17 protein-coding genes are annotated in these 18,981 nt (G+C 61.1%); 5 read left to right on the top strand and 12 right to left on the bottom strand.

The window, feature by feature from the left end:
- Window positions 1-3: 3 nt before the first annotated feature.
- From ACW9HX_RS03200 to ACW9HX_RS03160, 9 genes are all read right to left on the bottom strand, one after another.
- Window positions 4-1,152 carry an efflux RND transporter periplasmic adaptor subunit gene (locus ACW9HX_RS03200; RefSeq protein ID WP_457379473.1) on the bottom strand — a complete coding sequence of 383 codons (1,149 nt, stop codon included), beginning with the start codon at window positions 1,150-1,152 and terminating at the stop codon, window positions 4-6.
- Between the two features lie 145 nt (window positions 1,153-1,297).
- Window positions 1,298-2,398, bottom strand: coding sequence for a DUF1513 domain-containing protein (locus ACW9HX_RS03195; protein ID WP_457379472.1), 1,101 nt, complete (start codon window positions 2,396-2,398; stop codon window positions 1,298-1,300).
- A 14-nt stretch (window positions 2,399-2,412) separates the two neighbouring features.
- A complete protein-coding gene (locus ACW9HX_RS03190; protein ID WP_457379471.1) occupies window positions 2,413-3,477 on the bottom strand; it encodes an imelysin family protein in 1,065 nt (354 codons plus the stop codon).
- A 26-nt stretch (window positions 3,478-3,503) separates the two neighbouring features.
- Window positions 3,504-4,931 (bottom strand): di-heme oxidoreductase family protein, encoded by a 1,428-nt coding sequence (locus ACW9HX_RS03185; protein WP_457379470.1) that lies wholly within the window; start codon window positions 4,929-4,931, stop codon window positions 3,504-3,506.
- Window positions 4,932-5,085: 154 nt separating this feature from the next.
- Window positions 5,086-6,429 (bottom strand): imelysin family protein, encoded by a 1,344-nt coding sequence (locus ACW9HX_RS03180; protein ID WP_457379469.1) that lies wholly within the window; start codon window positions 6,427-6,429, stop codon window positions 5,086-5,088.
- A gap of 184 nt (window positions 6,430-6,613) precedes the next feature.
- Window positions 6,614-8,665 carry a putative bifunctional diguanylate cyclase/phosphodiesterase gene (locus tag ACW9HX_RS03175; protein WP_457379468.1) on the bottom strand — a complete coding sequence of 684 codons (2,052 nt, stop codon included), beginning with the start codon at window positions 8,663-8,665 and terminating at the stop codon, window positions 6,614-6,616.
- Window positions 8,666-9,021: 356 nt separating this feature from the next.
- Window positions 9,022-9,618 carry a superoxide dismutase gene (locus ACW9HX_RS03170; protein ID WP_003227660.1) on the bottom strand — a complete coding sequence of 199 codons (597 nt, stop codon included), beginning with the start codon at window positions 9,616-9,618 and terminating at the stop codon, window positions 9,022-9,024.
- Between the two features lie 176 nt (window positions 9,619-9,794).
- Window positions 9,795-10,397: a LysE/ArgO family amino acid transporter gene (locus ACW9HX_RS03165; RefSeq protein WP_011335710.1), complete on the bottom strand. Its 603-nt coding sequence runs from the start codon at window positions 10,395-10,397 to the stop codon at window positions 9,795-9,797.
- A 5-nt stretch (window positions 10,398-10,402) separates the two neighbouring features.
- Window positions 10,403-10,804, bottom strand: coding sequence for an ACT domain-containing protein (locus ACW9HX_RS03160; RefSeq protein WP_457379467.1), 402 nt, complete (start codon window positions 10,802-10,804; stop codon window positions 10,403-10,405).
- Window positions 10,805-10,900: 96 nt separating this feature from the next.
- On the opposite strand from ACW9HX_RS03160, the gene ACW9HX_RS03155 reads away from it, so the two are divergent.
- From ACW9HX_RS03155 to ACW9HX_RS03140, 4 genes are all read left to right on the top strand, one after another.
- Window positions 10,901-11,794 carry a LysR family transcriptional regulator ArgP gene (locus ACW9HX_RS03155; RefSeq protein ID WP_457379466.1) on the top strand — a complete coding sequence of 298 codons (894 nt, stop codon included), beginning with the start codon at window positions 10,901-10,903 and terminating at the stop codon, window positions 11,792-11,794.
- Between the two features lie 54 nt (window positions 11,795-11,848).
- Window positions 11,849-12,841: an NAD-dependent epimerase/dehydratase family protein gene (locus ACW9HX_RS03150; RefSeq protein ID WP_096818402.1), complete on the top strand. Its 993-nt coding sequence runs from the start codon at window positions 11,849-11,851 to the stop codon at window positions 12,839-12,841.
- A gap of 105 nt (window positions 12,842-12,946) precedes the next feature.
- Window positions 12,947-13,825, top strand: a complete 879-nt coding sequence (locus tag ACW9HX_RS03145; protein WP_457379465.1) for an ATPase — start codon at window positions 12,947-12,949, stop codon at window positions 13,823-13,825.
- Between the two features lie 132 nt (window positions 13,826-13,957).
- Window positions 13,958-14,803, top strand: a complete 846-nt coding sequence (locus ACW9HX_RS03140) for a cache domain-containing protein (RefSeq protein ID WP_457379464.1) — start codon at window positions 13,958-13,960, stop codon at window positions 14,801-14,803.
- Between the two features lie 43 nt (window positions 14,804-14,846).
- Here the strand turns inward: ACW9HX_RS03140 and ACW9HX_RS03135 are convergent, their stop codons facing one another.
- A complete protein-coding gene (locus tag ACW9HX_RS03135; RefSeq protein WP_457379463.1) occupies window positions 14,847-16,364 on the bottom strand; it encodes an MDR family MFS transporter in 1,518 nt (505 codons plus the stop codon).
- Between the two features lie 79 nt (window positions 16,365-16,443).
- Window positions 16,444-17,637 carry a 4-hydroxybenzoate 3-monooxygenase gene (gene pobA, locus ACW9HX_RS03130; RefSeq protein WP_457379462.1) on the bottom strand — a complete coding sequence of 398 codons (1,194 nt, stop codon included), beginning with the start codon at window positions 17,635-17,637 and terminating at the stop codon, window positions 16,444-16,446.
- Between the two features lie 178 nt (window positions 17,638-17,815).
- Here pobA and ACW9HX_RS03125 point away from each other — a divergent pair, with 178 nt between their 5' ends.
- Window positions 17,816-18,712 (top strand): helix-turn-helix domain-containing protein, encoded by an 897-nt coding sequence (locus ACW9HX_RS03125; protein ID WP_457379461.1) that lies wholly within the window; start codon window positions 17,816-17,818, stop codon window positions 18,710-18,712.
- 9 nt (window positions 18,713-18,721) lie between these two features.
- Here the strand turns inward: ACW9HX_RS03125 and ACW9HX_RS03120 are convergent, their stop codons facing one another.
- On the bottom strand, window positions 18,722-18,949 hold the full coding sequence (locus ACW9HX_RS03120; RefSeq protein ID WP_085730216.1) for a hypothetical protein: 228 nt from the start codon (window positions 18,947-18,949) through the stop codon (window positions 18,722-18,724).
- Window positions 18,950-18,981: the final 32 nt, after the last annotated feature.

Genomic DNA, 18,981 nt, shown 5'->3' with positions numbered 1-18,981 from the left:
TGATCAGTCAGCGCGGCGCGGACTGTTCTGCTCGCCGAGGGTCTTGTCGTCGCTGATGGCAATGTGTGCGCCGTTGTCCAGTTTGATCTGGCCGGCCGTCACCACTTGTTCGCCGCTCTGCACGCCCTTGTTGATCATCACCAGCCCCTCGCGGCGTTCACCGGTTTCTATGAAACGGCGCTCGGCGATCAGTACCGGTTGGCCCTTGTCGTCTTTCTCGACGCTGCCGTCCTCGGCTTTTTTCTGCCCGACCACGTAGATCGAATTGCCATAGAGGGTGTAGGTGATTGCGCTTTCCGGCACGACGATGTGCTTCTGCGGATCCGGCAGCAGCACTTCAAGGCTGGCGAACATGCCCGGCAGCAACTTGCCATCGGGGTTGGCCAGCGTCGCGCGAACCAGAATGTTACGGGTGGTGCTTTCGACAATCGGGTTGATCGCGCTGATGGCACCGGGAAAGTTCTGGCCGGGATACGCGGCAACCGAAATCTGCACCGGTTGGCCGATCGCCAGTTTCGGCACCGATTGCTCAGGCACATAGAAGTCGGCGTAGAGGCTGCTCAGATCCTGCAGGGTGGCGATTTTGGTGCCGCTGGCGAGGTAGTCGCCGACGTCGACCTGACGGATGCCGATGGTGCCGCTGAACGGTGCGGAAATGCGTTTTTTTGCCAGCGATGCGTTGAGCTGATTGACCGTGGCCTTGTTCTTTTGCAGAACCGCCGAGAGCCGATCGTACTCGCCCTTGGAAATCGCGCGGCTATCGACCAGTTGGCTGCCACGGCCAAAGTCCAGTTGCGCCAGGCCTAGGTCGGCCTTGGCGGTTTCCAGCAATGCGGATTCGACGGCGCTGTCGAGTTGCAGCAACGGTTGCCCGGCCTTGACCTTCTGTCCCGATTCAAATTTCAGCTCGGTGACAGTGCCGGCGACTTCCAGGCTCAGCTCGACGCCTTGCAGGGCCTTGAGTGTGCCGACGGTAGGCAGGCGCATCTGCCACGGGCGCTCGGCGGCGGTGGCCACGGCGACGCTGATCGGCGGTTTCGGTTTGGCAAAGCCCTGGATCATCGTGTAGATCGAGAAGGCCTTGTAACCGGCGAGGAGCAGAACGATCAGCAGTACAACACCCAACATGATCAGCATGCGGCGACGCAGCATATTCCAGTTCCTTGGAGAAAATCAGGCGAGACAGGCGGGCACATTACCCCGACTCCGGCAGGGATTCCAACTGCCAGTTTTTACAGGGTATGAGGGGATGAGATTTGGAAAGGGAACACCGCCGACCGAACGGCCGGCGGCGATTTCAGGCCATCAGGTGCAGATGGTTGTCCCAGAGCCCTGCGGGCAGATCCAGCGGTTTGGCCAGCAGTTCATCCTGGCGGCAATTGTAGTACCGGCAACGTCCTTGCCCCGACGTCACGACGAAGCCATCCTTCACTGCGCCGACACCGGCACAGTCAGGCAACGGAGCGTCGAGCCGTACTTCGCCGCTGTCCAGATCCCAGATGAAGAACCGGTTGCCGCGCGGTGCGGTCAGCGCGACCAGACGCAGATCGCTGTGCACGGCGACGCTGGCAGTGTAATGCCCCATCGACTGCAACTGATGCTCCGGCACCGGGAACGCCACGAACGGCTGGCCCGGACGCTTGATCGCCAGCAATTCGGAACGCTCCTGGGAAGGGCCCATGAATTGCTGGCCGGCGACGATGGTGCCGTCGCTGGCGATCCCCAGGTGACGCACACTGTTCATCTGTTGGGCGAGGGTTTCCTTGCTCAGCAGGGTGCCGTCGCGCTGCATCAGCACCAGGCTCGGCTCCATGGCGTCGAGGTTCATGTCGACCCGGCTTTCGGCTTCGGTGCGGATCCCGCCGTTGGCCACCACCAGGGTTTCACCATCGGGCATCCACGACACCTGATGCGGGCCGAGACCGTGGGTGGAAATCTCGCCGCTGTGCACCAAACGTTCGCCTTCAAACTTGTACACCCCGAGCAGACCACGACCCGGATCGGTGGTGTCGTTCTCGGTGGCGTACAGATAGTCGCCGCTGTGATGGATCACCGCGTGACCGTAGAAGTGCCGGTTCGGCTGCGAGGTCACGGTCTGCAGCAATGCACCGTCGCGCAGGTCGATCAGGTAGCTCTCGGTGCCCGGACGTCGGGCGACGAACAACGCGATCGGCAGCGTCGGGTGATTGATGATGTCGTGGCAGCGCTGGCCGACCTCGGTGGCGAACACTCGCGTGCCGTCCAGCCGATAACCGACGGCGTAGTGCTTGCCGTCGGTGTCATCCCGCGCCGACAGCAGCAGCGGGCTCTGATCCTTGCGCTTGAACAGCGTCCAGCCGCCCAGTGTCACTGCTCCCAGCAGCAAACTACCTAAAGTCAGAGCCTGGCGTCGCAGCATGGCACTTGCCCTCATCAGTCACCGTCGTTGGCGTTGAAGCCCAGTTGGATGCCCAGCGCCTTGGCCAGTTCGCCTTCGTGCAGGCGATGGACGACGTTGAGGCTGTCGTAGATGTCGTTGAGCTGCTGGCGACCGGCGTCGTCTTCGAGCATTTCGGTCAGCGAGCGCTGGGTGCTGTCGAACAGTTTGAGCGAGGCTGCGTACGCCGCATCGATCTTGTCCGCCAGCGGTTTCTGCTCCGCCGGCAGCAAGCCGCGCAGGCCTTTGTTATCGACGCCTTCCCATACAGTCTTGGCGGCGGCCAGGCTGGCTTCCATGGCCGTCAGAGACGACTGGCTGCGCCAGGCATCGGCCTGGAACGGTTGTGGCACGCCTTTGCTCTGACGGCCCATCGGGGTGCCGAGTTTTTTCTTCAGGGTGTCGAGGGCTGTGACCTGGACACGCAGCAGATCGGCGATCGCTTCGTGGGAATCGGCGTAGCGCTGGTTCGGGAACTTGCTCATTTGCGCAAGCATGCCGTCGGTGTTGTTCCAGCTGCTGAGGATCTCTTCGGCCAGGAGTTTCTGCCGCTCGCCGATGGCCACCAGTAGCGGGCAGTACTTGGCTTTCTGCGCGTCGTTGGCCACGTCAGGCTTGGCGTCGAACAGGATGTACTCGTAGGCCGACAGGCCCTGAACCACGACACTGGACTTGGCCAGGGCAGCGGCATCGATCTGCGGCTGAGCGGTGACCAGTTGCTCGACCTGACGGCCGACCAGGTTTTTCTTGTCCGGCCAGAACTGCACCTGCCAAGAACGGTTGCCCTCGGCCAGCGGACCGATCAGCAGCGGTTGCAGCTCGGCCCAGGCTTTCTGCGCGTGCAGGAAGTCGGCGCGGGCGGTTTCCAGGTTTTCCTTGCCCTGGCAGTAGGCAAGGGCGCTGACAGCCAGTTGCTTGTCGGCTTCGACCCAGCGGGTGTAGGTCGGCAGGATCACCGATTTGGCGATGGCGGCCGACGTGACCGCTTGCGGATCTTGCGGCGAGCACGCGCCGAGGGCCAGTGCGGCAAGGCTGGTGAACAACAGCTTGGGACGGAACATGTCGGGCTCCCGATTCTTTTAAGTGTTTAAAGTGAATTCAAAAACGCCAGCAGCGCGGCACGCTGCTCGGCATTGAAAGACAAAACCTGTTGCTGCGCCGCCTTGGCTTCGCCGCCGTGCCAGAGCACGGCTTCGAGCAGGTTGCGGGCGCGGCCGTCGTGCAGAAACTGAGTGTGACCGCTGACCGCCTGTGTCAGGCCGATGCCCCACAACGGCGGCGTGCGCCAGTCGCGGCCGCTGGCCTGGAATTCGGTGCGGTTGTCGGCCAGGCCTTCGCCCATGTCATGCAGCAGCAGATCGCTGTACGGGCGAATCACTTGATTGGCCAGTTCAGGTTCGGCCGCGTTGGCGGCGGTGGTGTATTTCGGCGTGTGACAGGACTGGCAGCCAGCCTGGAAAAACAGATTCTTGCCGGCGAGCACCTGGGCATCGTTGACGCCCCGGCGTGCGGGAACGGCGAGGTTGCGGCTGTAGAACAGCACCAGGCGCAGGATGTTGTCGCTGACTTCAGGTTCGCCGTCCGGGCCATTGCCATTCGGCGCCTGTTTGCAGGCGATTTGTGCGTCCGTGCAGTCATCAAATGGTCTCAGGCTCGTGGTGAGGCCCATATCACCGGAAAACGCGTGAACATTTTGTTGATTGAGGTTTGGTTGCCCGGCTTTCCAGCCAAATCGCCCCATCACCGTCTTCTGCTGCGCGTCGTCCCAGACCCGGTTGGGACGGCCGTTGATGCCGTTGTTTTCTTTGGCCTGTGCGGCAGCGTTGGCGAGGATCGCTTCTTCGGGGATCGCTTCGAGCAGACCCAGGCCAATCATTGGTGGCGCAACGCGCGCAGAGAAACGTGTGTCCGGGTGCATCGGGCCGTAGCCGAGTTGGGTGATCTGCAAGACCGGTTTGCGCAGCTCGATTTCGGTGCCGTCCTTGAAGCGCACCGGCACTGGCGTGTAATCGACTCGCACTTTGCCTTCCGGCGCAACGCCCGGCACGGCCATGTCCTGGAACTGCCCACCGTAGACCGGCTCGGGCACCACGCCGACCTGCTCGATCAATTTGGCGTACTGCGGCGCATCGGGAATCGACAGGCGCACCAGCATCGATACGGCGTTGACTGAGTCCGGCGTTGGCGGATGGCCGCGGCCGTCCTTGATATGGCAGCCCTGGCAGGCGTTGGTATTGAACAACGGGCCGAGGCCATCGCGGGCGGTGGTGGTCGACGGTGCGATCACCCAGGGGCTGCGAAAGAAGCTGTTGCCGACGCTGAAGTCCACCCGACGCGAAGGTGGCAGGTTGGCCGAGGGCAGGGAAAACGCATTCTGATCCGTCTTGCGTACGGTCGCGGCGCCGCCGGAACGGGCTTCCCCGGGCTCTGCCTTGGTGAAGCGCGGGGCGTCATCGCAGGCACTCAGGCCAAGGGCCAGAAACAGTGCGGACAAGCGAAGAGGCAGCGAGGGCATCAGACTTCCTGCGGACGGGCAAAAATAAAGGCGCAAAGTCTAACAGGGCGAGGGGGTTTGAATAAGAGGAATTATCGTTTGCTTGATACAAGTCAGGCCGGCCGAAACGAACAAGGCGACCCGAAGGTCGCCTTGTTCAGTCAGACAGTGTCGATCAGAACTCGTGATCGGCATTGTCCGGGTTCAGGTCGCTGATGCCCAGTTTGCCGGCAGCCGTTTCGATCGAAGCGGTCTGCTTGACCAGCGAGGCAATGGCGTCACGGACGATCTGGTTGCCAGCGGTGTTGCCGGCGGCGATCAACTGGTCGTAATGCTCACCCTTGTTGGCGTGATCGACCATGACCTGGATCTTGGCTTCGGTAGCGGCCAGATCGGCTTTCAGCGCGGTGTCGGCAGCCGGATCAACCTTGGCCACCAGCGACGACAGGCTGGCGCCGGTCATTTTGGTGCCGTCGACGCGGGTGTACTCGCCCAGGTAAACGTTACGAATGCCTTTGGCATCGTAGAAGTGCGAGTTGTGGGTGTTGTCGCTGAAGCAGTCCTGTTCGTCTTCCGGGGAGTTCGCTTCCAGGGACACCTTCATGCGCTCACCGGCCAGCTCGCCCAACGACAGGCTGCCCATGCCGAACAGCATCTTGCGCAGACCGCTTTCGGCCGGTTCGGCTTCCAGGGTGGCGCGGTAGTTGTCGGCCACGTTCGGTTTCCAGTTGCCGACCATTTCTTCCAGATCGCTGACCAGCAGTTGGGTCACGGCTTTCAGGTAGGCACGACGACGATCGTTGTGACCGCCAGTGGCGCCAGCACCTTCCAGGTAGTCCGATGCCGGACGGTTGCCGGCGCCAGGGCCAGTGCCGTTCAGGTCCTGGCCCCAGAGCAGGAATTCGATGGCGTGGTAGCCAGTGGCGACGTTCGCTTCGGAACCGCCCAGCTCGTTCAGGCTGGCGAGTTTTTCCGGAGTGATGTCCTTGACGTCAACCTTGTCCTCGCCGACCTGTACTTCGGTGTTGGCGATGATGTTGGCGGTGGCGCCCGGGTTGCCCAGTGCGTGTTCGTAGGATTTGTCGACGTAGTCGATCAGGCCTTCGTCCAGAGGCCAGGAGTTAACCTGACCTTCCCAGTCGTCGATGATGGTGTTGCCGAAGCGGAACACTTCGCTCTGCAGGTAAGGAACGCGCGCGGCGATCCAGGCTTCACGCGCCGCTTTCAGCGTGTCGGCGTTCGGTTTGGCGAGGAATGCGTCGACAGCGGTCTGCAGGGTTTTCGCGGTGGATTCGGCATCGCTGTAAACGGCGAAGACCATGTCGGCGTAGTGCGCGACCACAGCCTTGGCAGCGGCTTCGTCGACTTTACCGGCAGCGGCAGGAGCAGCCGGCGCGGCGGTGCTGGCGGCTGGCGTCGGCGCTGCTGGAGCGGCGGCCTTGTCTTTGCCTTCGCCGCAACCGGCGAGGGAAATAGCGATGGCCAGCAGACTGGCGGTAGCCAGAGGCATACGAATCATGGCGAACATCCTGCTTCGGTAATTGAGTGGACAGGCGCGGGGGTGCGCAAAAGCTGCGACATAATGCAAATCTTTCGCATTATGTGTAAAGGGTTGTGGCTGGAAATATTTCCTATTCGCGCAGGGTTTGCGCTGGATCAACGGTGCCGGGGACAAGGCGCATGGTGGCCCTTGCCGGCAGCGTTCAGAGGATCGCCGCGTTGCTGCGTTGCGCCTGTTTGAGATACGCGCTCAACTCGCGCGCCGGCAGCGGCTTGCTGTAGTGATAGCCCTGACCTTCGTGGCAGCCTTCGGAGATGATGTAGGTCTCCTGCTCGGCGGTTTCCACGCCTTCGGCGATCACCTGCATGCCCAGGCTCTTGCCCAGTTGAATGATGGCGCGAACGATGGTCGCGTCATCGTCGTCATCCAGCAGATCCTGGACGAAGCTCTTGTCGATCTTGATCTTGTCCAGCGGCAGACTCTTGAGATAGCTCAGCGAGGAGTAGCCGGTCCCGAAGTCGTCGATGGCGATCAGTGCGCCGGAGCGGCGCAGGCTCAGCAAGTGCTGGGCGGCGGTGCTGATGTCTTCCATCAGGCCGGTTTCGGTGACTTCCAGTTCCAGACTGCGCGGCGGCAGGCGGTACATCTGCAACAGGTTGTTGACCACCCGGGGCAGCTCGGCGTGGTGCAGTTGCACGGTGGACAGGTTGACCGCCATGCGCAGGTCGATGAAACCCTGATCGTGCCACTCGCGCAGTTGCTTGCAGGCCTGATCCAGCACCCACTCGCCAATGGCGATGATCGTGCCGTTCTGTTCAGCCAGTGGGATGAACAGGTCCGGCGGCACCAGACCGTGTTCCGGATGCTGCCAGCGGATCAGTGCCTCGACGCCGACCACGCGGTGATCGCGGTAGCTGATCTGTGGTTGATAGACGAGGTAGAACTGATCCCGCAACAAAGCATCGCGCAGGTCTTTTTCCAGTTCGCGACGGCGGCGCATTTCGCTGTCCACGCTGGCGATATAGAACTGATAGCGGTTGCGCGAGCGGGTCTTGGCCAGGGTCATGGTCTGCTCGGCTTTTTGCAACAGCTTCTCGGTGCTGTCGCCGTCTTCCGGGAACAGGGTGATACCGATGGTGGCACGCAGGCGGATTTCCTGATGATCGAGGGCGAATGCCGCCTCCAGATCATCGAGGATGCTTTGCGCCAGTTCCGCCGCTTCGTAAGGCTGCTCGATATCGGCCTGCACCAGAGCGAACTGGTCGCCACCCAGTCGCGCGAGGGCGCCGAGGCGGCCGCTGTGGGCGCGGAGGCGGTCAGCGAGGGCCAGCAGCAACTGGTCGCCGGTCTGGTAGCTGAATTGTTCGTTGATGCCTTTGAAGTCATCCAGCCCGACACACAACACTGCGACCCGACGTTGCAGCTTGCCGGCATCCACCAGAATCTTGTCCAGTTGCTGTTGCAATTGCTGACGGTTCGGCAGGCCGGTGAGAAAGTCGTACTGAGCCATGCGCAGCAGGCTGTTTTCCGCTTCGTGGCGCAGGTGAGTGTTGCGTTCGATGGATTCGAGCAACTGGTTGGCGGTGTTGATCCAGATCCCGAGTTCATTCTTCTCGTGACCCTTTAGCTGCGGAATCTTGTGTTCGCTGGGGCGGTCCGGGTTGATTTCGGTGAGGTGCTCGATGATCCGCGACAGCGGCTTGGTCAGCAGCCAGTGATAGACCAGATACAACACAAGTCCCATGGCCAGGGCGCGCAGCACGCCGGAAATGAAGATGATCACCGAACTGACGATGAAGCCCTGGCCGTAGGTGGCGGTGTCGAGGGTGATGCTCAGGTCGCCGTAATATTCGCTGTAGGGGCCGCGACCTACCAGTTGAGTGGTGAAGGTGCGCTCCTGGCCGAGAATCAGGTCGGTCAGCCAGCGGCTGCTGGAATGCTGCAGTTCACGGGATTTCTGCGCGAGCATCGCTTCGTTGGGATGCCCGATGGAGGCCTGGCGCACGGCGTCGTCCTGGAACAGGCCTTCGATCACCTGCATGCCCATCTCCCGGTCCAGGCTGTAGACGGCCTGGGTTGAGGGATCGCGGAACATGTCGAGGATGCGTTCGGCATCGCCGGCCACGGCCTGGCGTGTTTTATAGGCATCAAAAACAATCTGCGCGCAGCTCAAGACCACGCCGACGATCAATGCCGACAGGAGCACGACCCGGAGCAACTTCACCGACAAGCTGTTCTTGAGTTCCAGCTTCAAAGGGTTATTCCTTGTTCCGTGCGGGTAGCGTCAAGTTGCCATGAGTATTGGCAATCCCGTGTTGGCAGTCAAAGGGACAATAGAGCCGCGGAAAATTTGTCCGTGGCCTTGGCCGAAATGCTGCTGCCTGGAGTATTTGCCCTAGTTGTACTGTGTCGGTAGTTTTGCTCTCCAACTTGAGGGGCGTCGGACAATTTTTCCTCTGTTTGATGTTAGTCCGCTGTGGCTTGGGAGCAAGGGGGCAAGGGCTGCTTTGCGTGTGGGAAATGGCCCTGTCTGCGGTGAGACCCACTGGCGCGTTTTTTCGCGGGCATAAAAAAACCCGGCAATAGCCGGGTTTTTGTCTGGCGCGCAGCTTAAGCGGTGAAGGTTTTGCCTTCGAACTGCTCGGCCACGAACTTCCAGTTGACCAGGTTCCAGAACGCTTCGACGTACTTAGGACGCAGGTTGCGGTAGTCGATGTAGTAAGCGTGTTCCCAGACGTCGCAGGTCAGCAGCGGGGTGTCGCCGCTGGTCAGCGGGTTGCCGGCGCCGATGGTGCTGGCCAGAGCCAGGGAACCGTCAGCCTTTTTCACCAGCCAGCCCCAGCCGGAACCGAAGGTGCCGATCGAGGTTTTGCTGAACTCTTCCTTGAACTTGTCGAACGAGCCGAACGCTGCGTTGATGGCTTCAGCCAGTGCGCCGGTTGGTTGACCGCCGGCGTTTGGCGCCAGGCAGTTCCAGTAGAAGGTGTGGTTCCAGACCTGAGCGGCGTTGTTGAAGATGCCACCCGAGGAAGTCTTGACGATCTCTTCCAGGGTCTTGCCTTCGAACTCGGTGCCTGGCACCAGGTTGTTCAGGTTCACGACGTAGGTGTTGTGGTGCTTGTCGTGGTGGAATTCCAGGGTTTCCTTGGAAATGTGCGGCTGCAGGGCATCGTGTGCGTAAGGCAGCGGCGGCAATTCGAAAGCCATGATGATTCTCCTAATCAGGTCTGTTGCGGTGAGCGCAAGGCCGATCACGGGCGGCCAGAAATGCACCGGCGAGTTTTTACTCTTTGCGGCGCAGGGTTCGGATCATAGCACCGGGGGTGCGGCATAACCACGCAACAACTGTGTGGGATAGAGGTTCCAGAGCCTTTTGGAATAAATCACGAAGCCAATATCAATTGCCCTGCCACCGTGAACATCATCACCGCCACCAACAGATCGAGAATTCGCCACGTACTCGGCCGTGCCAGCCACGGCGCCAGCCATGCCGCGCCGAATGCCAGGGTGAAAAACCACAGCAGCGAAGCGCTCGCCGCGCCCACGACATAAGCGCCGGGCACCGACTGTTGCGCACCGAGGGAGCCGATCAGCAGCACGGTGTCCAGGTAGACGTGCGGATTGAGCAGGGTCACCGCCAGTGCGCTGAGCATCACCGCGCGCAATGAACGCACGGTCTGGTTTTCACCTTGTTGCAAACTCTGTTTCGAGCAGGCCCGGCGCAACGCCTGGCTGCCGTACCAGATCAGGAACACTGCGCCGCCCCAACGGGCAACCGCCAGCAACGTCGGGTTCTGCGCCAGCACCGTGGCCAGACCGAACACACCCGCCGCGACCAGCAATGCATCGCAGGCGACGCACAGTGCGGCGACCGGCAGGTGATGCTCACGCCGCAGACTCTGGGCCAGGACAAAGGCGTTCTGGGTGCCGATCGCCATGATCAGCCCGAACGCCACCAGTAAACCGTTGGTATAGCTTTGCCACATGACAATTACTCCGCGTTGGCTGCGAGATCGCGCAGCACTTGCATGGCGCGTTGGGCGTCGCCCTGACCGACGAACAAATGGTCGTGGTAATAGCCGGCAATCACGTTGCAGCTGATGCCGGCCTTGCCCAATGCTGTGGCGAATGCAGCAGTAAGTCCGACCGCTTCCAGCGCCGAGTGCACGTTCAGAGTGATCCACGCTGCTATGTAGTCGAAGCTGAAACCGACGCGCTCGGCGTGGGACCGTTCGAGAATCACCGTCAGGCCTTCCTGTTCACGGAAACTTCCGACAATTTCCAGATCGCTCGGCAACTGGCCGTCGCGCAAGGTGCAGAACACATATTCGCCGGCATTGAGCTGCGGGCTCATGCTGCGCAGCAGGGTGGTCAACGAGGTTTCGCCAGCCATGGGGGTGGTCCTTGATAAAGAGTGCTTGCTGGCTATTCTCCGGGCAGACGCTGTATAAGAAAAACCAATAGTGCTGATCGCTCATTAGGAAAACTGATGTTCGACTACAAATTGCTTTCCGCTCTGGCCGCGGTGGTCGAGCAGGCCGGATTCGAACGGGCGGCGCAGGTGCTGGGCCTATCGCAATCGGCGATTTCCCAGCGAATCAAACTGCTGGAGGCGCGGGTCGGCCAGCCGGTTTTGGTGCGTGGCACACCGCCGTCGCCCACCGAGATCGGCCGGCGCCTGCTTAACCATGTGCAGCAGGTGCGTCTGCTCGAACGGGACTTGCAGACGCTGGTGCCGGCGCTGGACGAAGAGGGCTTGCCTGAGCGTCTGCGCATCGCCCTGAATGCCGACAGCCTCGCCACCTGGTGGGCCGAGGCGGTGGGGGACTTCTGCGCCGAACAACATCTGTTGCTCGATCTGATCGTCGAAGACCAGACCGTCGGCCTCAAGCGCATGCGCGCCGGTGAAGTGGCCGGTTGCCTGTGCGCCAGTGAGCGGCCGGTGGCAGGGGCGCGCAGCGTGTTGCTCGGAGCGATGCGGTATCGGGCGCTGGCCAGCCCCGCGTTTATCGAACGGCACTTTCCCGATGGAGTGCGGGCCGAACAGTTACCGCGCACCCCCGCATTGGTCTTCGGCCCGGACGACTTTCTCCAGCATCGTTACCTCGCCTCCCTCGGCGTCGATGGCGGTTTCGAACATCACCTGTGTCCGTCGTCCGAGGGGTTCCTGCGCCTTACCGAAGCGGGACTCGGCTGGGGACTGGTGCCGGAATTACAGGTGCGCGAGCAACTGGAGCGCGGCGTCCTGCGCGAACTGTTGCCAGATAAACCGATCGACGTGCCCTTGTACTGGCATCATTGGCGCAATGGCGGTCAGTTGCTCGGGCTGTTGACCGAGCAATTGGTGCGCTCGTCTGGGCAATGGCTGGTGCCGTTGGACTGACAGGCAGCGTCAAGACTCTCGAATCAGGCAAAACGAAAGACAGCGGAGCTCTACATGAAAATTCTGGTCACCGGCGCAAGCGGCTTCATTGGCGGACGCTTTGCGCGTTTCGCCCTGGAGCAGGGCCTGGACGTGCGGGTCAACGGTCGTCGGGCCGAAGGCGTCGAACATCTGGTGCGTCGTGGCGCGGAGTTCGTTCAGGGCGACCTGAGCGATCCGGAACTGGTGCGGGCGCTCTGCACCGACGTCGAAGCCGTGGTGCATTGCGCCGGCGCGGTCGGGTTGTGGGGCCGCTATCAGGACTTCCATCAGGGCAATGTGCAGGTCACCGAAAACGTGGTCGAAGCCTGCCTCAAGCAACGGGTGCGGCGCCTGGTGCATCTGTCGTCGCCATCGATCTACTTTGACGGTCGCGACCATCTCGGCCTGACCGAAGAACAGGTGCCCAAGCGTTTCAAACATCACTACGCAGCAACCAAGTATCTGGCCGAGCAAAAGGTCTTCGGTGCCCAGGAATTCGGCCTCGAAACCCTGGCCCTGCGCCCGCGTTTCGTCACCGGCGCCGGGGACATGAGCATTTTTCCGCGCCTGTTGAAGATGCAGCGCAAGGGGCGTCTGGCAATCATCGGCAACGGTTTGAACAAGGTCGACTTCACCAGCGTGCACAACCTCAACGAAGCTTTGTTGAGCAGCCTTCTGGCGGCCGGTTCGGCGCTGGGCAAGGCCTACAACATCAGTAATGGCGCCCCGGTGCCGTTGTGGGATGTGGTCAATTACGTGATGCGCAAGATGGAAGTCCCACAGGTCACCAAGTACCGTTCCTACGGGCTGGCCTACAGCGTGGCGGCGCTCAACGAAGGCGCATGCAAACTCTGGCCAGGACGTCCCGAACCGACCCTGTCGCGCCTGGGCATGCAGGTGATGAACAAAAATTTCACCCTCGACATCAGTCGCGCCCGGCATTATCTGGACTACGATCCGAAAGTCAGTCTCTGGACGGCCCTCGATGAGTTCTGTGGCTGGTGGAAAGCTCAGGACATTCGTTGATACCAAGTGCTGAACCCCGCCGCGGGTTGGGGGTCAATCCCTGCGGCTGCGGGGTTTATACTGCGCCGCAATCAGCCATTACCGGGTTTCACAAAGGTTGCCTCAATGTCCATGCGTAACGATGCCCACGACGACGATTTCGACGATGTTCCGAGCCTGCGCGCCGACACGCTCGATGACGACGATTTTCCGACCACCACCCGCACCTCTGTGCACTCGCGCACACCGCCGGTGGCCAAGGTCAAGGCGGCCAGCACCGGGCCATTGTGGGCGCTGGTCGGCGCATTGTTCTTTGCTTTCATCGGCCTGGCCTGGTGGAGTTTCCAGCAGATCTCGTTGATGGAACAGCAGCTGGTGGCCACTCAGGAAAGCTTCGCGCGGATCAGTGAAGAAGCGGCGGGGCGTTTGCAGGACATTTCCGGCAAGGTCGTGGCCAGCCAGACCAACGTCAACACTGACAGCGAAGCGCTGAAACTGCAGATCAAACAGCTGCAAAGTGCACTTCAGGATCAGAGCAAACAGCAGCAGGGCGTGGCCGGGCAGGCAACTGATCTGGACAAGCGCCTGGCGCAGATGACCGCCCAGACCACTGAACAACAGAACGCCAATACCCAGTTGCAAGCCCAGGTCAAAGCCTTGAGTGCAGAGCTGGCAACGCTGAAAAGCACGCCGGCCGATACCAGCAAGGTCGATGCGCAGCTGAAAAGCTTCGATGCGCAGGTCAAGGGGTTCGATGCGCAGTTCAAGAGCCTCGGCGCCGACATCACGGCCCTGAAAAAACAGGGTGGATCAAACGCCGCGATCGAGCGTCTGGAGCAGGAAATCGTCGTGCTCAAGAGCGAGCAGGACAATCGTCCGGCTGCTGCACAGGGCGGCTCCAGCACCGCCGAGTTCGATGCGTTCCGTGGGCAGATGACCCGCAACCTCAACACCCTGCAGGCGCAGATCCAGAACCTGCAACAGCAGATCAACGCCCGGCCGTGAGCCACTTCTGTGGCGAGGGGGCGAACGCCCTCGCCACACACTCATCGCAACATTCAGAAGCTTTCTGAAAATCCATACCTGCCTTCAGGCCGTCTACGCTCTTGAAACACCAACAAGAACGAGGGATGCGTCATGGGGTTCGTGCAAAAACTGGCCTGGCTCGGCGCGATGCTGTTGTTGAGTTTCGGTCAGGCCAATGCGGCCACGGAAAAGGACGACAGCAAGGCTGCCATCGCCTTGCTGGAAAAGGCTCTGGCCTACTATCACGACAACGGCGACAAGGCGTTCGCGGCGTTCAGCCGCCAAGGCGAGTTCGTCGACAAGGATCGCTACGTGTTCGTGGTCGATACCAAGGGCGTGATGCTCGCCAGCGGCGGGCCGTCTTCGGCGCTGATCGGCCGGGACGTGAGCGAAGTGCTCGGGCCGGATTTGCAGAAGGCATTCAAGGACGCGCTGAAAGTGCCGGAAGGCAACGGCATCCAGCAAGCCGAGTACCGTTGGCAGAATCAGGCCGACGGCAAGGTCGAGCGCAAGCATGTGTTCTATCAGCGCATCGGTCAGCGGATTCTCGCGGTCGGTTATTACCTGCCACGAGCGTCGGCGGAACAGGCGAAATCATTGCTCGAAAAAGCCGCCACCGATTTGACCAAGGACGAAAAGGGCACGCTGACGGCAGTCAACTCGCTGAAGGGCGGTTACCTGCAGGACGACCTTTACGTGTTCGTGGTGGACCTGAAAACGCAACGTTACGTCGCCCATGGCACCAACCTGCGGTTGATCAATACTGACTTCGCCAAGGTCAAGGACCCGGAAGGCAAACCGGTGGGCGAGCCGATTCTGGCGCTGATCGGAAAACAGGATGAGGGCGAGTACGAATATCGCTGGAAAAACCCGGTGACCGGCAAGGTCGAAGACAAGCATGCCTACCTGAAAAAGGTCGGGGATTTCCTGGTGGCGGTCGGTTATTACAGTGCTTGAACCCTGTGGCTCCCACGCACTGCGTGGGAGCCAATGGCATCGGTCAGCGTGCGCCGTGCTCACGCCCGCGCAACAAGCGGTTCGGCATGGCAATCGCCGCTGCCAGCCCGAGCAGCGACACCCCGGCGCTGACCATCAGCAAATGCCGGAACGTCACCAGCAACTCGGCGCGCAAGGCATTCTGCGCATCGCCGGGCGCCGCGTTCAGACCATCGAGCAGCACGTTACCGGAATGACCTTCACCGATCAGCGATGCGCCGGTCAGGTGGGCAAAACTGGAGTCCTGCAACAACGCCAACAACAGCGCCGACATCAATGCCACGCCCACCGCGCCGCCCAATGAGCGGAACAGGTTGGTGGTGCTGGTGGCGACGCCAATGTCTTTTTGTTCCACCGAGTTCTGCGTGCCGACCAGCGAGGTCGGGAACTGCATGCCGCCGGCGATACCGCTGAGCAACATGAACAGGCTGCTGACCAGCGTCGCATCGGGCGGGCTGAAGGCCATGCCGAGGATCGAAATCGGCATCAGCAGCGCGCCGGTGAAAATCTGCGGCTTGTATCGCCCGGTAATCGAGGTGCGACGTCCGGCGAAATAGGCGCCGATCGGCAAGCCCATCGCCAGCGGCAGCAAGTGCAGCGCAGCGCTGTCGGCGCCGGCACCGGTCACGCTCTGGAAGCGCAGCGGCATCAGCACAATCAGTGAAATCGCCTGGAAGCTGCAGAAGAAAATCGTGCACCAGCACAGCAGTGCGTTGCGGTTGGTGAACAGGTGCATCGGCAGCAACGGCTCCCGGGCACGGCGCTCATGCCAGACGAACACCGCCAGCACCGCCACCGCGCAAGCGAACAGACCGAGCACTTCGCTGCTGCGCCACGCATGACCCTGGCCGACTTGAGTGATCGCCAGCAACAGCGCCGTCAGGCCGATGATCATCAGCAGTGTGCCGAGGTAGTCGATGACCGGTTTGCGCTGGGGAATCGGCAGACCGACCAGGTTGCGTCGCGCCACCCAGTACGCGCCAAGGCCCAGCGGCAGGTTGATCAGGAACACCCAACGCCATGACAGGTACTCGGTCATGTAACCGCCGAGCACCGGGCCGGCCACGCTGGCCACCGCATACATGCTGCTGAAGTAACCCTGATAGCGCCCGCGCTCCCGGGGCGGGACGATGTCGCCGATGATCGCCTGGCTGACCGAAATCATCCCGCCGGCACCGATGCCCTGGAAGATCCGCGCCAGCACCAGTTGCTCCATGCTCTGGGCCATGCCGCAGAACAGCGAGGCCAGGGTGAACAGGCCCATGCCGAACAGCATCAGTTTGCGCCGCCCGTACAGGTCGCCGAGCTTGCCGTAGATCGGCACCGCCACGGTCATCGCCACCATGTAGCCGGAAATCACCCAGGCCAGCAGGCTGACGTCCTTGAACTGGGCGGAGATGGCCGGCATGGAAACGGCGACGATGGTCTGGTCCAGCGCACCAAGAAAGATCGCCATCATCAGCGCGACCAGCACGCTGCGAATGGCCGGTTTGGGCGTTTCGGGATGGTTGAGATTGGTCACGGGCGAACCTGCGGGCAGTGATTGACCCGCAGGGGCAAGGCGAGCGGGTGGATGCTCGTCAGTGTAAGTCGGTAGCAGGCTATTCGATAGCCTCATAAGGAAGTCCGACGTAATTTTCTGCAATGGTTTTTTGACCAGCCTCTGAGCTTACAAAGTAGTCCAGTTCAGACGCGCTGATGCGCTGACTGAAATCGTCGTGTTCGTCGAAACGGTGCAGCATCGAAGTCATCCACCAGGAAAACCGCTCGGCTTTCCACACCCGGCGCAGGCAGATCTCCGAGTATTTCTCCAGCAAGTCGGTGCGCCCTTCGCGATAAACCTTCAGCAGAATCCTGGACAACGTGCTGACATCGCTGGCCGCCAGGTTCAAACCCTTGGCACCGGTCGGCGGAACGATGTGCGCCGCGTCCCCGACCAGAAACATCCGCCCGTACTGCATCGGCTCGACCACAAAACTGCGCAGCGGCGCGATGCTCTTTTCAATCGATGGACCGGTCACGAGTTTCTGCGCCAGATCCTTCGGCAGACGATTGCGCAGTTCATCCCAGAAGCGTTGATCCGACCAGTCGTCGACGTTTTCTTCGGCCGGCACTTGCAGGTAATAACGGGTGCGGGTTGCCGAGCGCATGCTGCACAGAGCGAAGCCGCGCTCGTGACGGGCATAGACCAGTTCGTCGTGAATCGGTGGTGTGTCGGCGAGTATCCCCAGCCAGCCGAACGGATAAACCCGTTCGAAGACTTTCAGGCAGTCCGTCGGAATCGACTGACGCGCCACGCCATGGAAACCGTCGCAACCGGCGATGTAGTCGCAATCGACGCGCCAGGTTTCGCCGTCCTTTTCAAACGTGACGTAGGCCTCGTCGCTTTTCATGTCACAGGGAACGACATGGCTGGCTTCGTAGATTGTCTGTCCGCCGGTCTCCCGACGAGCGGCCATCAGGTCGCGGGTGACCTCGGTCTGGCCATAGACCATCACGGTTTTTCCACCGGTCAGCGCCTGCAGATCGATGTGCACCCGACGTCCGTCGAGGGCCAGTTCGAAACCTCCGTGGACCAGTCCTTCGGCGTCCATCCGCTGACCCACGCCAGCCTCGCGCAACAGCTCTACCATGCCCTGTTCAAGGACCCCGGCGCGGATTCGGCCGAGCACGTACTCAGGTGTCTGGCGCTCAATAATCAGGGTGTCGATACCGGCGTTGTGCAGCAGTTGGCCGAGCAACAATCCGGACGGACCGGCGCCGATGATGGCGACTTGGGTTTTCAGCGTTTTCATTGTTTTTATGACTCGCAAGCTTCACGCGACAACGGCCGGTGAATGATTTTCAGGATTCGAGTGCTTGCATTTTTCCCTTGCGGGTCTGTCAATTGAAGGTGAAAACTGAGCCGATACCTGTACATTCTGCCAATCGGTGCGATTATCGCCCGCAACCTTCGAGGCCTGGATTGAAGTGATGAACAAGCCTGACCTGCCTTCGATTCCGGTGTTCAAGCTCTACGGTGAAAGCCTGGACTGGCCGACCCCTGACTTGCTGCACTGTGAAACCATTTCCAAACGCAGCCGCGAACATCAATGGGAAATCAAACCCCACCGCCACGCCGATTTGTGCCAGTTGCTCTTCGTATTCAAAGGTCAGGCAGAGCTTGAAATCGAAGGCCAACGCACGCAACTGAACGAAGCCGCCATCCAGATCCTGCCACCGTTATCGGTGCATGGATTTCGTTTTTCCGAGGACGTCGAAGGATTCGTCGTCACCCTCGCCACGCCGTTGATCAACCACTTGCAGGCGCAACTGGGCAACGCGGTGCAGGCCCTGGCCCAGGCCGAAAGCTACCCGGCGGGCAAGGATGCGGATTACCTCAACAGTCTGTTTGCCGCGTTGCAGGCCGAGTACAACGGTCATCAACCGGCGCGGGAAATGCTCATGCATTCGCTGGTCAGCGTGATCATGGTCTGGGTCAGCCGTCAGGCGATCCACCGCCACAACGCCACGCAACGCCCGCAGCGTCAGCGCGAATACCTCAATGGCTTTATTCAACTGGTAGAGGAGACGTACCGACAGCACGTCAAGGTCGAAGACCTGGCCCATCGCCTGGGAATTTCCGTCTCACACCTCAACGGCACCTGCCGCGAACTGGCGGGGCAGCCGGCGTTGCAGATCATGCATGAACGTCAGCTGCTGGAAGCCAAGCGTCTGCTGACGTACACCAGCATGACGATTTACGAGATGTCCGAGGTATTGGGTTTTTCCGATCCGACCAACTTCACGCGCCTGTTCCGGCGCCGGGTGGGGATCTCGCCAAAGGCGTTCCGCGACCGCTTGAAGGCCGAGCAGAACGACGACGCCTGACGTCCTGTATCAGCGCAGGGCGTTGAGGGTGGCGTTGTGGGGGATGCAGCGCTCGAAGTTGCAGCTCGCGTATTCACGGGGCAGTTGCCGCAACTGCTCCACGCGCCACGCCGCGGTGCCGTACAGCGCCAGAGTGGCCGCGCAGGTGATGAAAATTGCGAGGTATCTTCTTGTTCTGGTGCTCATGATCATGGCGTTGACCTCTGAACGAATACCCTTGGGTACTACTTTCAGCATAGGCCAGCGCCGTGGAGTTGCCAGCCGCGCGG

The organism is Pseudomonas sp. SDO52101_S400 (assembly GCF_054071635.1).
Note: the sequence above shows the minus strand (reverse complement) of the source record. Positions and strands in the feature narration are given on the sequence as shown.